Origin of the sequence: Streptomyces sp. BE303 (assembly GCF_036290945.1) — a bacterium.
Classification (GTDB): domain Bacteria; phylum Actinomycetota; class Actinomycetes; order Streptomycetales; family Streptomycetaceae; genus Kitasatospora.
Genome location: NZ_JAQYWZ010000774.1, coordinates 22,710 through 35,845, shown reverse-complemented (window position 1 = coordinate 35,845; position 13,136 = coordinate 22,710). Strand labels below are relative to the sequence as shown.

Genomic DNA, 13,136 nt, shown 5'->3' with positions numbered 1-13,136 from the left:
CCAAAGAAAGGAAGGGACTTGCGCGAATCATGTAAGTAATGAGCAAATGCTCCGCACCGCAGCGCTGTTGCGGCTGACAACAGGTCAAGCCGCTCGGCTTTTGCGTGACCGATAGCCATGAACACCTCAGCCCTTTGCCCCCGGCAAGGAGCCCCGTAGGAACACCCGAACACCGAGGGGACGTCGTCATGACGCAGCAACCGGTCGGCACCGTCACGGCTCCCATGGTGGCCGTGACCGATCTCCGACGCAGTTTCGGATCCGGTGAGCGCGCCGTCCACGCGCTGCGCGGGGTCAGCTTCTCCATAGGCAAGGGCGAACTCACCGCCCTCAAGGGCCGGTCCGGCTCCGGCAAGACCACGCTGCTCAACCTGGTCGGCGGCCTCGACAGCCCGAGCGGCGGCACCATCACCCTCGACGGCACCGACATGGGAAGCCTCGACGAGGAGGGCAGGCTCGCCCTTCGCCGCGACCGCCTCGGCTTCGTCTTCCAGTCCTTCGGCCTGCTCCCGGTGCTCACCGCCGCCGAGAACGTCGGCGTACCGATGCGGCTGCGGAAGGTCCCCGCGGCCCAGCGCGAGGAGCGCGCCCACACCCTGCTCGCCCTGGTCGGGCTCGCCGACCACGCCAACCAGCGTCCCGGCGAACTCTCCGGCGGCCAGCAGCAGCGCGTCGCCATCGCCCGCGCCCTCGCCAACGAGCCCGACCTGATCATCGCCGACGAGCCGACCGGCCAGCTGGACTCGGAGACCGGCCGCGCGATCATGCAGCTGCTGCGCGCGGTGGTGCGCAGTGAAGGGGTGACCGTCCTGGTCGCGACCCACGACCCGACCCTGATGGAGCTCGCCGACCGGGTGGTCGAGCTCCGCGACGGCCGGATCGTCGAGGAACCCGCCGCCTGAGCCCGGACGCCACCTGCCGCCGGTCCCGCCGTCGGCCGCTGTCGGCCGGTGGCGTCCGGTCGCCCTGCCGCCGCTCGGACCGGCGCCAGGGCGACGGACCGGGTGTGGCCACAGCGAATGCCCGCACGGACAAAAGGCCGGGCAGCGCAATGCGCCGGGACGGCAGACCGGGGAATCCGGCCCCACCGGCCAGGAATAGGCAAGGCCCCGCTCACCAGCGATCCGCCACCGCGCAGGAATTCCCCGCCGCGCCCACACAAGGCGAAGCGCACCGAGAATTGTCCGGCCGGCGGGGTCGGGCGGCTCCGGCGACGAACCGCGGAGGTGAGCACGGAACCGCCGACGAGCGGGGCTCGCCCTGTCACCCGCAATTCGCCGGGCCGCCGATGCCGCGAGCACGGTGACCGCGCAACCGCTGGGCAGACCACCCGCCCCTGGCCAAGCTCTCGAAGCTCGGCGGCCAGGGCCACACGGGCCGTCGGCCGGGCCCTGCCCGCCCTGGGCGTCACCCTGCCGGCCTTCCTCACAGCCGACGTCCTCCCCGGCCTGGTCCGCCGCACCGGCGCGGACCGGTCCGGGCGCTCCGGTCCGGTCCGTGGACACGCTCCCGACGGGTGCGCGGGCATGGCGGATACTGCCCCGAGGACCGACGGAGGGGGCTCGCGGTGGGCTGGTCTTCGAGCCTGCTCGGGTTCGGCACCGGACTGCTGATCTCGGCGGTGACGGCGCCGGTGGGTGTCTCGGGAGCGGTGTTCCTCCTGCCGGTCCAGGTCAGCGTCCTGGGGGTGCCGAGCCCCGCGGTGACGCCGACGAACCTGCTGTTCAACGTCGTGGCCGGCCCGGGTGCGCTCCTGCGCCACCGCAGGGCCGGACGACTGGGCGGGCCGCTCACCCGGCTGCTGGTCGCGGGCACCGTTCCGGGTGTCGTCATCGGCGCCGCCGTGCGGGTGTTCGCGGTGCCCGGGCCGGAGGTCTTCCGGCTGCTGGTCGCCGCCCTGCTGCTGCCGCTCGGCGGCTGGCTGTGCCTCCGCACCCTGCGTCCTGCCCGGGACCGCGCCGCCACCGCGCCGACGGCCCGGACCACGACCGGACTCGCCCTGGCCGTCGGTGTCGTCGGCGGGATCTACGGGATCGGCGGCGGTTCGATCCTCGGCCCGGTCCTGGTCGGCCGCGGCGTTCCGATCGCCGAGGTGGCACCGGCCGCACTGGCGTCGACGTTCGTGACCTCGCTCGTGGGTGCCGGCACCTACGCGGCGCTGGCCCTGGCAGCCACCGGCGACATCGCCCCCGACTGGGTGCTCGGTCTGTCCTGCGGGCTGGGCGGCCTGGTCGGCGGCTACCTCGGCGCCCGCTTCCAGCCTCATGTGCCCGAGACCGCGCTGCGGCTGCTGCTCGGTGTTCTGGCCGCCGCCGTCGGCCTCCTCTACGCCGTGCAGGGCCTGCGCTGACCGGTGCCCGCCCCGTCGGGGCGAGCGTGGCGGCGAGGTCCTCGTCGGCGGCGCCGGGGACGAGAGGCTCGCGGACGTGTTCACGGCGTGGCGGCAACGGCTGCACGTACGGGTGAACCGACCGGTGGGCCGTGCTGCCCGCCGCCTCGCCGATTCCTCGGCCGCACGGCGGCGACCGCGTCAACGCGGCGTCAAGGCCGCGTCAAGGACGAGGGCGGCCGGATCATGAAAGCGTCAGGGACGGGGACGGAGCGGGCACGGGCGGGCATACGGTCATGGTGCGAGCCCGGCCGGCGACGGCGCCGAGGACCGGGGCACCGTCCGTCCGTGCCGTCCCTGCCTGGAGGCAGCCATGAACCGCCGTTCACTCGCCGAGGACCCCGAGCCTTCCGAACCCGTCCCGGCCGGACTCCTCCTGGTCCCCGTCCGGCCGGGTCCGCTGGGCCACACCGCCCGGCTCTTCCGCACGCCCCTCGGCGACCGCACCGCCGTCGCCTTCACGACCGAGCAGCTGCTCATCACCGTCCTGGGCCCCGCCCAGCCGTGGATCACCCTCGCCGAACCCGCCCTGCGGGCCCTCACCGAACCGCTGGGCGTCACCGTGCTCACCGTCGACCCGCAGCTGGCCGCAGCCGCCGCCCGGCCCCGGCGCGAGGGCACCTTGGACCGGCCCCTTCTCATCACCCCGTCCTTCGCGGGCGCTCCGGGCCGAGGGCCCGCGCCCGACGTGCTGCCGCACCGGGCCCACCGGTAGGGCCTCCGCTCCGACGGGCGGCCGGGCGGCACGGCCGGGTGGCCGGCCCGGTGGCACCGCGAAGCGGCAGCCCGAGCCGATCCGCGTCAACATCACCGTCGGCGTCAACCTCGCCGTCGGCGTCGGCGTCGGCAGGCGGGACTTCGGCGCTGCCCGCCCGAGTTGCGGTCACTGCTCCGGGATGCGGCCGCACATCGCGTTGCCGGGCTCGGACGGGTCGGCACTGATCCAGAACTGCGCCCACAGGAGGGCGAATTCGGGCCGGCTGAGATACCCGTCGCCGTCCAGGTCGAGCAGGTCGAAGACGTCGTCGGTCTCCACGCTCCGCCCGTGCCAGATGTCGACGAGGCGGCGGTGCTCGGCGCGCGAGATACGGCCGTCCCCGTTCTCGTCCACGGCGTCGAAGACCGTGTCGGCGGTCGCCGTCACGACCTCCCGCAGGGCGGGGAGCCGGTCGACGAGGGCCAGGAACTCGTCCATGTCGACCGTGCCGTCGTGGTCGGTGTCGGCGACCGTGAGCAGGTGGTCCCACCAGCCCGTCATGAGCGCCTCGACCCTGGCCCCCAGCCCGGCGTCCCGCTGGACGGCCGGCAGCCGGCTCCAACGCTCCGCCAGGGCACCGAAGTCGCTCTGCCGCAGGCAGCCGTCCCCGTCCGCGTCGAACGCGGCGAACACGTTGCGGAGCTTGCGCTGCTGGAACTCGCTGGCCATGGACGGGCCTCCCCTGTGCCGACTGCCCCACCACGTGTGGCGACAGGCTGGTGACTTTAAGTGCGCAGCGCGGGCGTCGCCGGGTTTCGGGGGAAGAACCGAGGACTCCCGGCGCGGCCACCCGGAGTGTGCTACGCATCGCCCGGCGATCCGGCGCGGTCCGTGACCACCGGGGCGCGGCCCGGCGCCGTGCCGGATCCGGCGGCCACGAAGGGCAGGCTCCCGAGGCGTGGAGCATCGCGGTGGGCCCGGGCAAGCGACATGTTCAGATAAATTGCGTCGCCTTCTGTTCGTATCCGCGACACCCCCCTACAGTGGACCGCGACCCCCCGACATGTGTCCTTCCCCACATGCCGGTTCACTGGCTCCCGGAACGTCCAGCGCAGCGTGTTCCCCACCGTCGAGCCGGAAGGGCCGGGTCCGTGACGCAGGCGTTCCAGTCCCCCGGCTTCGCCGCGTTGGCGGCCGACCGCGCGGTCGAGACGCGGCTCGTCGACGAGCGCTGGCAGGCGGTCGCCTGGGACCTGGGGACGGGTCGGCGCCGGGTGGTCACCGACCGACCGGGGGGCGTCCACCTGAGCGAGATCGAGCCGGACGGCGATGCCATCTGGTGGTTCGACGCCGACGGTGCCGGGGAGGGGCGGTGGCAACGCGAGCCGTTCGCCGGCGGACCGGGCGGCGCGGCACTGCACGGCGTGCCGCACGGGCGGGCGTACGGCGTCGCCTTCGACCGGACGGGCTCGCTCGCGGCCGTGGCCGTCGGTGTCCACGACGCCTCGCACCTCTATGTCGGGCCGCCTGCGGGCGAGGCGCGACCGGTCGGTTCGGCGCCGGGGTACCTGGGCCTGGCCGACCTGTCGCCGGACGGTCGACTACTCGCCCTCGGCGGGCGGCCCGACGGGGACGACGCAGCGGTCCTGTGGCCGACGGACGCTCAGGCGGGCAGTCCGTTACGGCTCGCCGGGGACCGGCGACTGCGGCTCTGGCCGATCGAGTTCAACCCGCTCGCCGTACTCGAACCGGAGCTGCTGCTGGTGGTCGAGGAGGACGAGCGGTACACCGTCGCGACCTGGCGGGCGGGCGCGGGGCTGAGCAGGTACCCGAGGCTGTCGTTCGACTCGCAGATATCGGCCGGCTGGTACCGGGGGCCGCGCGGGGTGCTGATCCAGCACGAGCGGGCCGGGCGGAGCCGGCTGCTGCTCGCCGACCTCGACCCGCCGGTGGGGCCGGGGGCGGCGCGGCCGGGGCCTGCGGGCCGGGCAGCGGTCGGCCGGGCAGCGGTCGGCCGGGCAGCGGTCGGCCGGGCAGCGGTCGGCCGGGCAGCGGTCGGCCGGGCAGCGGTCGGCCGGGCAGCGGTGGGCGGCGAGACGGCGGGCCAGGGGGTGAATGCCGACCAGGAGCCGGCCGAACAGGCCCCGCCCGCCCGGGAGATCGACACACCCGGCGGCACGATCCACGACCTCTCCTGCGCCCCGGACGGCACCCTGCACTGCGTCTGGAGCCGGGAGTCGACTCCGCCCCGCCCGCTGGTCCTGCGGCCCGGCACGGAGGTCGCGGACCACACCGATCCGGAGCAGGGCGACACCTCCCGCAGCCGGCGCTGGACGCCCCGGCCGTACGGGAGGATCCACAGCTTCGTCAGCACCCCCGTCGGCGGGGGCCCGTGGCCGACCCTCTTCCTGGTGCACGGCGGCCCCGCCACCCACGACAGGGACTCCTACGACCCGCGGGTGAACGCCCTGGTGGGCCACGGCTACGCGGTGGTGCGCACCAACTACCGCGGTTCCACCGGCTACGGCGCCCGCTGGCAGCACGAGTACGGCCACCGGGTCGGGCTGGCGCAGATCGAGGACCTGGCCGCCGTCCGCGCCGAGCTGGTCGCCGACGGCACGGCGCTCGCGGAGCGCACCGGCCTGTGCGGATTCTCCTGGGGCGGCTACCTGACGCTGCTGGCGATCGGTGCGCAGCCGGAGCTGTGGTCGCTCGGCATGGCCGCCCAGCCGATCGCGGACTACCCCGCCACCTACCGCACCACCACCCCCGCGCTGCGCGAGCTCGACCGGCAGCTGTTCGGCGGGACCCCGGACGAGGTGCCCGAGCGCTACCGCGCGGCCGACCCGCGATCCTACGTGCACCAGGTCCGCGCGCCCGTCCTGCTGGCCGCCTCCCGGACCGACGAGCGGTGCCCGCCCGACCAGGTGGCCCGGTACGCCGCGGACCTGCGCCGGCTGGCGGTGCCGCACGAGCTGCTCTGGGTGGACGGCGGGCACTACAGCAGCCGGACCGCCGACCACCGATCCGTGCTGGCCGCGATGGTCCGGTTCGCCGGGCACGCCTGGCCGGCACCGCTCCCCCGAGCACCCCGGGGCAGTCGTCCCGGGGTACCCGCCGATGTGACGGAAGGAGGTGAACAACCATGAAGCGACGCAGCATCCAGAACGACCCGATCAGCACCCCGGAGCGTGACCGGGGCGCCGTCGTGGTCCAGAACTTCGCGCTCGACATCACCAAGGCCACAGCGGTCGCGCCTGCCCTCAAGGGGCAGCCGAAGCCGAAGCCTGAACTCAAGGGCAAGTGACCCACGGTCGCTCCGGGGCATCTGCGGTGCCCCGGAGCGACACCTCGCCGACAGCCTGCGGACAACAGAAGTGGCCATCATGCGTATCGTCCTGCTGCACATGCCCTGGGGCGCGATCGACGTGCCGTCGCTGGCGCTCGGGATCCTGCACACCGCCGCCGCACGCGCCGGCCATCAGGTCGAAGTGCGGTACGCCAACCTGGACTTCGTGGACTGGGCGGCCTCGACCGCGGGCTTCGGCGTGGACGACTACCAGTACTTCTCCGAGAAGTCCTACTTCCAGGGCGCGGGCGACTGGGCGTTCGCCGGTGCGCTGTACGGTGACGACGGCCCGGCCCCCGGCGTCGACGGCGGCCTCGACGGCGACGGCAACGGCGCCGGCGACAGCGATGTCGAGTTCGCGAGCTACTTCGAGCACCTCGCCGCCAACGGCGCGAGCGAGCAGGACATCGCCCTGACCCGGGCCACCCGCACGATCGCCCCCGCCTTCATCGACCGACTGGTCGACGAGCTCGCCGCCGACCCACCGGACCTGGTCGGCTTCACCACCACCTTCCAGCAGAACACGGCGAGCCTCGCCGCCGCGAGGGTGCTCAAACAGCGGTGCCCGCAGGTGCGCACGGTGTTCGGGGGCGCGAACTGCGACGGTCCGCAGGGCGCCGCGCTGCACCGCAACTTCCCCTTCCTGGACTACGTGGTGCGCGGCGAGGGCGAAGCCGCCTTCCCGGCGCTCCTGGAGGGCGGCGACCTCTCCGCCGTCCCCGGGCTGTGCTGGCGTGACGACTCCGGGACGTCGACGGCCAACGAGATGACGAAGCGCCCGCTGCCGCCCTCGGCGATCCTGACGCCCCGCTACGACGGCTTCTTCGAGCGGCTCGACGCCTCCGTCGCGGCCGGCTGGGTCGATCCCAAGCTGGTCCTCGAAGGCTCCCGGGGCTGCTGGTGGGGCGAGAAGCACCACTGCACCTTCTGCGGGCTCAACGGCTCCTCGATGGAGTTCCGCTCCAAGCCGCCGGCGGACTTCCTCGCCGAGGTGCTCACGCTCGCCGAACGCCACCAGCTACTGGACGTCTACGTGGTCGACAACATCCTGGACATGGGCTACTTCGACACCGTCCTGAAGTCGCTGGCCGAACTCCCGGTCGATCTGCGCCTGCACTTCGAGATCAAGGCCAACCTGCGCCGCCACCAGTTCCAGCTTCTCGGCGACTCGGGCGCGGCCCAGGTGCAGCCCGGCATCGAGAGCCTGAGCACCCGGGTCCTGCGGATCATGGACAAGGGGGTGACGGGCTGCCAGAACGTCCGCGCGCTGCGGGACGCGCAGAGCGCCGGGGTCTCGGTCAGCTGGAACTACCTCTACGGCTTCCCGGGCGAGCAGCCGGCCGACTACGAGTCGGTGATCGGCCAACTTCCCGTGCTGCACCACCTGGACCCGCCGACCGGGGCGGGACGGATCGCGATCGAGCGGTTCAGCCCGTACTTCGACCGCCCCGAACTGGGCTTCGCGATCACCCGGCCGGCCTTCCAGTACCGCGCGACCTATCGCCTTCCCGAGAGCGAACTGGCCCAACTGGCGTACGTGTTCACCGCACCGCCGCGCGGGATCGGCGGCGACCTCGCGGAGCGTCTGAGCGCGGCGGTGGACACCTGGATCGCGCGGTTCCCCGACAGCCGGCTCAGCTACCGGGACGCGGGCGGGCGAATCGTGCTCGTCAACACCCGGCCCGGGTACGACTGGCGGGTGGTCGAGCTGACCGATCCGGTGGAGCTCGCCGCCTTCCGGCTGCTGGCCCAGCCCCGCTCGACCGCCACGCTGGCCGCCAAGGTCCCCGGCGGCGCGGCGGCGGTCCAGCCCGTGCTGGAGCGCTTCACCGCGCTGGGCCTGCTGTTCCACGACGGGGACAGCTTCCTTCAGGTCGCCGTCGAGTCCGACAACCAGGTGCTGATGCGGATGCAGCACCGGCACGGCCCGGCCGCCGCCCGTCCTCGTACCGAGGAGGTGCTCGATGCCGTCACGATCGGCTGAACGGACCGACGCCGCCTGGCGCGCCGCCGACCCGGAGGTCGAGCTCTGGCTCGACTACGACCCGGCCGCCAGGGAGTTGCCGGGCTTCGCGCTCGGTCGCCGCACCCTGTCCGGCCCGGCGCAGGCGGAGGTGACCGAGCTGCACCGCGCCGGGGTCCGCTGCCTGCGGCTGACCGAGCCGGTCCGGCTCTGTGCGGACGCGCCGGCGGCCTCCGCGCGGGCGCTGATGCTGCTGCGCGAGGCGACCGGACAGGGGCTGGCCGTGCTCTGGCAGGCGGTCTGCACGGACGGCTGCGCGGCGCGGCGCCGCTTCCACCACCTCTACCCGCCCGAGCGGTTGACCGGCGCACCGGAGGACGTCGTCGCCGACTGGCGCGCCACGTACTTCCCGAGCAAGTGCGTCTTCCGGCGCGGCCCCGGCTTCGTCGAGGTGCGCGACCGCCGGTTCGGGATGCTGGAGCTGTTCACCATCGACGAGCCGGGCCACCTGGCACAGGTGGACGCGCTGGCCGAGGGTGTCGAGATCGGCCGGCTGCCGGACGCCGTCCACCAGGACTTCGCCGTGGCCGGTCTGATCGCCGAACAGGCGGGCCGCGCGTGGTTCCTGCCCATGCGGGTCCGCCGCTGGCCCTTCCCGTCACTGACCGTGTAGTTGCGAGAGTTCGAGTCCGAGGAGAGATCCATGACCACCGCGGTCGACGACGCCGCCTCACGGATGTCCGCCTTCATCCGCGACCCCTACCCCACGCTCGCCCGGATCCGCGAGGCCGGCGCGGTCTCCGTCGTGGAGTTCGGCGAGGGCCTGCCGGTCTACCTGGTGACGCGTTACCAGGACGTCCGGGCCGCGCTGATGGACCCGCGGTTCGGGCAGGACGTCCGCCGCAGCCAGGCGATCGCGAGCGGGCGGGGCTCCGGCCTGACGCTCGGCTCGGAGGTCGTCCACATGCTCAACAGCGACCCCCCGGACCACACCCGGCTGCGCCGGCTGCTCCAGGGCGTCTTCACCCGCCGGCGCGTCGATCAGATGCGACCGCTGGTCGAGCGCATCACCGACGGCCTGCTCGACGGCTTGCGCGGGCGGGAGACCGCCGACCTGGTGACGGACTTCGCCTTCCCGCTGCCGATCATGATCATCTGTGAGCTGCTGGGCTTCCCCCCGGAGGACATGCAGGACTTCCGCACCTGGTCGACGGCGATCCTGACCCAGGGCGGGGACATGTCGTTCCACCAGGCCACCACCGAACTCAACGACTACTTGCGGGAGTTGATGAAGGACCGACGGGCGGCGCCGCGCACGGACATCCTGACCGACCTGGTGCAGGCGTCCGACGCCGGCGAGCTCACCGAACAGGAGGTGTTCTCGATGGTCTTCCTGCTGCTGATCGGCGGTCACGAGACCACCGTCAACCTGCTCGGCACCGCCACCCTGGCACTGCTCCACCACCCCGACCAGCTCGCCCGTCTGCGCGCCGACCCGGCGGCGATGCCGGTCGCGATCGACGAGTTCCTGCGCTACGAGTCCCCGGTGAGCATGGCCACACTGCGGTTCACGAACGCCGACGTGACGGTCGACGACGTGGAGATCCCGGCGGACGAGCTGGTGCTGCTCTCGCTCGGCGCGGCCAACCGGGACCCGGCCCGCTTCACCGATCCCGACCGGCTGATCCTCGACCGGGGTGATCCGGGCCACCTGGCCTTCGGGCAGGGCCTGCACCGGTGCCTCGGTTCCTTCCTCGGCAAGCTGGAGAGCGAGGTCGCGCTGACCGGCCTCCTGGCGCGCTTCGAGCGGATCGAGCTGGCCGCCGCGGAGGAGACCCTGCCCTGGCGCAACACCATCATGCTGCGCGGCCTGGAGTCGCTGCCCGTCTCGCTCGATGGCTAGCGGCGCGGGGACGGGCGGTACGGGGGCGGGCGGCGCGACGGGGCTGTTGCGGTTCCGCCCCCGGATCGGCGTCGCGCCGCTGCGCTCGCGCGGTTACCGGCTGCTGGTGATCGGGCAGGGCACCTCGGAGTTCGGCAACGCGTTCCAGGTGGTCGCCCTGCCACTGCTGGTCTACTCCCTCGCCGGCGGCGCCCGCCAGTTGGGCCTGGTGGTGGCCGCCTACGGCGCGGGACGGCTGGCCGCCACCCCCCTGGGCGGGGTACTCGCCGACCGGTTCGGCGCCTGGCGGGTGATGCTGGCCGCCGACCTCGTCCGGCTGCTCGCCACCGCCGGGCTGTGCGCGGTCGCCGCCGGCGGGGCGGCGGAGTTCCTGCTGATCGGCGGGCTCGCGCTACTGGTCGGCCTCGGGGCCGGGGTGTTCCTGCCGGCCGCCTGGGCGATCACCCCGACCCTGCTGCCCGCCGAGGACCTCCACGCGGGCAACGCCCTCAGCAGCACGGTCACCTTCGGCGCCGGTCTGCTCGGTCCGGCGGCGGCCGGCCCCCTGGTCGCCTGGCTGGACCCGGCCGCCGCACTCGGCCTGGACGCGGCGACCTTCGCCGTGTCGACCGTCACGCTGCTGCTCATCGGTCGCGGCAGCCTCGCCGCACCGCCCCGACCGATCTCCGAACGTTCGTCCGTGCCGAGGAACTTCCGCGCCCTGCTGCGGGAATCGCCGCTGCTGCGCGCCGTACTGACGGTGACGGTGATCGCGAACCTGACCGTGGGCGGCGCCACCAGGGTCGCCCTGCCGACCCTGGCCACCGACGGCTTCGCCGCCGGTGCCGTCGGGCTGGGCATGCTGCTGGCCGCGTTCACCGGCGGCGCCCTGGTCGGCGGCCTGTTCGCGGCCGGTCTCACGGAGTTGCGCTCGCGGGGCCGCACGGCGATGCTCTCCGGCCTGGTGATGGGTGCGGCGATCGGCCTGGTGCCGTTCACCGGCCTCGTCGGCGCGGTGCTGCTGCTCTGCGTGGCCGGCGGCGCCAGCACGGTGACCAACGTCCTGGTCGTCACCGGCGTGCAGAAGAACACCCCGCCCGCGCTGCTGGCCCGGGTCATGGCGGCCATCACCTTCTGCGCGCTGGGGGTCTTCCCGCTGTCGGTGATCGCGGCCGGCGCGGCGGTGGAGGCGTTCGGGAGCCGGGGGGTGTTCGCGACGACCGGGCTCTGCCTCCTGGGCGCGTTCGGGTACGCGCTGACCAGGCGCGAGATCCGCGCGCTGTGAGGCCACCACCCCCGCCGGCGTCGCCCGTCGACCGGAACGGTTTGCCCGGCCCTCTTCCGCACCGCGTACGGCAGGAACTCCCTCGACGGCGAGGGCGGCCCGCCGGGGCCGCAGATGTGAACCTGCCGCCCCTCGGCCCCGGCCGGTAGCCACCTTTTTGTGGGTACTGGGCAACGACGTGCGGCGCGACGAGACTGGTCCCCAGAAGGACGGAAGGAGATGACAGCGGGTCAGGAGGCCGACAGTTCGCTCTGTTCGACCTGTCCGACCCGTCCGGCCTGCTCCGCCGTCATGCGGTCGAGGCGCTCGTGGCCCAGGTCGGAGACCGGGCCGAGGGCGTCGGAGAGCCGGCGGCCGAAGTCGGTCAGCGAGTAGACCGTCTTCAGCGGAAGGACGTCGTGCACCTCGCGGTGCACCAGGCCGTCGGACTCCATCTCACGCAGGGCCTGGGTGAGGACCTTCTCGCTGATCCCGGGCAGCCGTCGACGGATTTCGGCGGGGCGCTGCGGTCCGGCCTCCAGTAGCCAGAGCAGGGACGTCTTCCACTTGCCGTCGATCACGGCAATCGCGGCGGTCACCCCGCACACGTTCGGGTTCACGGCCTGGCTGCGCGTCATCTCTTCCCCCCGGGGTCGTCGTTGTCCACCACCATGTCTACAGGAGATGAAGTATGCCCACCAACCACACCCTGCCCACTGTCACCGTGCTCGGCCTCGGGCCGATGGGACGCGCCCTGGCCGGTGCCCTCGTGGACGCCGGCGTCCGCACCACGGTCTGGAACCGCACCCCGGGGCGGGACGCCGCGCTGGTCGCCCGGGGCGCGGTGAGCGCGGCCACGGCGGAGGAGGCCGTGGCGGCGAGCGAGCTCACGGTCATCTGCGTGGTGAACTACGACGCCTCGGACGCCGTGCTGCACCGTGAGGAGATCGGGGCCGCGCTCAAGGGCCGGGCGGTGGTCAACCTGACCGCCGACTCGCCGGACCGGGCCCGGTCCACGGCCGCGTGGGCGGCGGAGCACGGCGTCGAGTACCTGGACGGCGCCATCATGACGCCGGCCCCGAGCATCGGCACGCCGGAGGCGGTCTTCATCCACAGCGGGCCGGCCGACCTCTACGAGCGGTACGCGCCGGTGCTGGCGGTGCTCGGCGGTACCCACACCCACCTCGGCGAGGAGATCGGCCGGGCGGCCGGCTTCGACATCGCGCTGCTGGACATCTTCTGGACGACGATGGCCGGGTACGTGCACGCGCTGGCGCTGGCCAGGGCGGAGGGGATCAGCGGGCGGGAGCTGGCGCCGTTCGCCCAGGGGATCGGTGCGATCCTGCCGCCGCTGTTCGCGGAGTTCGCCGAGGACTTCGACAGCGGCAGCTACTCGGGCGCGATCAACCCGCTCACCTCGGGGGTCTCCACCATGGCCCACGTCGTGCACACCGCGGAGTCGCACGGCATCGAGTCCGGGGTGATGCGCGCGGCCGAGGGCCTGGTCCGCCGGACCATCGCCCTCGGCCACGGCGAGGACGGAGTGAGCCGCCTCGCCGAGGTGCTGGGCCGACGCTGAACCCCGGCGGACC

The 13,136-nt window shown here is 73.6% G+C and carries 12 protein-coding genes; 10 read left to right on the top strand and 2 right to left on the bottom strand.

Annotated elements, in window-relative coordinates:
• Nucleotides 1-188 precede the first annotated feature (188 nt).
• From PUR56_RS25015 to PUR56_RS25005, 3 genes are all read left to right on the top strand, one after another.
• A complete protein-coding gene (locus PUR56_RS25015; protein WP_329875726.1) occupies nucleotides 189-902 on the top strand; it encodes an ABC transporter ATP-binding protein in 714 nt (237 codons plus the stop codon).
• 665 nt (nucleotides 903-1,567) lie between these two features.
• Nucleotides 1,568-2,350: a sulfite exporter TauE/SafE family protein gene (locus tag PUR56_RS25010; protein WP_329950551.1), complete on the top strand. Its 783-nt coding sequence runs from the start codon at nucleotides 1,568-1,570 to the stop codon at nucleotides 2,348-2,350.
• 352 nt (nucleotides 2,351-2,702) lie between these two features.
• Complete coding sequence (locus PUR56_RS25005) at nucleotides 2,703-3,104, top strand: SAV_915 family protein (protein WP_329950550.1); 402 nt, start codon at nucleotides 2,703-2,705, stop codon at nucleotides 3,102-3,104.
• A 168-nt stretch (nucleotides 3,105-3,272) separates the two neighbouring features.
• On the opposite strand, the gene PUR56_RS25000 is transcribed toward PUR56_RS25005, so the two are convergent.
• Complete coding sequence (locus tag PUR56_RS25000; RefSeq protein ID WP_329875720.1) at nucleotides 3,273-3,815, bottom strand: EF-hand domain-containing protein; 543 nt, start codon at nucleotides 3,813-3,815, stop codon at nucleotides 3,273-3,275.
• Between the two features lie 422 nt (nucleotides 3,816-4,237).
• Between PUR56_RS25000 and PUR56_RS24995 the strand changes: the two genes are divergently transcribed.
• The 6 genes from PUR56_RS24995 (at nucleotide 4,238) to PUR56_RS24970 (ending at nucleotide 11,565) form a co-directional block, all read left to right on the top strand.
• Nucleotides 4,238-6,235, top strand: coding sequence for a S9 family peptidase (locus tag PUR56_RS24995; RefSeq protein WP_329950549.1), 1,998 nt, complete (start codon nucleotides 4,238-4,240; stop codon nucleotides 6,233-6,235).
• Nucleotides 6,232-6,393 carry a hypothetical protein gene (locus tag PUR56_RS24990; protein WP_329875716.1) on the top strand — a complete coding sequence of 54 codons (162 nt, stop codon included), beginning with the start codon at nucleotides 6,232-6,234 and terminating at the stop codon, nucleotides 6,391-6,393. Before PUR56_RS24995 ends, PUR56_RS24990 begins: the two co-directional genes overlap by 4 nt.
• Nucleotides 6,394-6,472: 79 nt before the next feature.
• On the top strand, nucleotides 6,473-8,419 hold the full coding sequence (locus PUR56_RS24985) for a RiPP maturation radical SAM C-methyltransferase (protein WP_329950548.1): 1,947 nt from the start codon (nucleotides 6,473-6,475) through the stop codon (nucleotides 8,417-8,419).
• A complete protein-coding gene (locus PUR56_RS24980; protein WP_329875712.1) occupies nucleotides 8,400-9,071 on the top strand; it encodes a DUF5825 family protein in 672 nt (223 codons plus the stop codon). The genes PUR56_RS24985 and PUR56_RS24980 overlap by 20 nt, the downstream gene beginning before the upstream one ends.
• Nucleotides 9,072-9,101: 30 nt before the next feature.
• A complete protein-coding gene (locus PUR56_RS24975) occupies nucleotides 9,102-10,301 on the top strand; it encodes a cytochrome P450 family protein (protein WP_329950547.1) in 1,200 nt (399 codons plus the stop codon).
• A complete protein-coding gene (locus PUR56_RS24970) occupies nucleotides 10,294-11,565 on the top strand; it encodes an MFS transporter (protein ID WP_329950546.1) in 1,272 nt (423 codons plus the stop codon). The genes PUR56_RS24975 and PUR56_RS24970 overlap by 8 nt, the downstream gene beginning before the upstream one ends.
• Nucleotides 11,566-11,795: 230 nt before the next feature.
• Here PUR56_RS24970 and PUR56_RS24965 read toward each other — a convergent pair whose 3' ends face one another.
• Nucleotides 11,796-12,182 carry a winged helix-turn-helix transcriptional regulator gene (locus PUR56_RS24965; protein ID WP_329950545.1) on the bottom strand — a complete coding sequence of 129 codons (387 nt, stop codon included), beginning with the start codon at nucleotides 12,180-12,182 and terminating at the stop codon, nucleotides 11,796-11,798.
• Nucleotides 12,183-12,235: 53 nt separating this feature from the next.
• Here PUR56_RS24965 and PUR56_RS24960 point away from each other — a divergent pair, with 53 nt between their 5' ends.
• A complete protein-coding gene (locus PUR56_RS24960; RefSeq protein ID WP_329950544.1) occupies nucleotides 12,236-13,123 on the top strand; it encodes an NAD(P)-dependent oxidoreductase in 888 nt (295 codons plus the stop codon).
• Nucleotides 13,124-13,136: the final 13 nt, after the last annotated feature.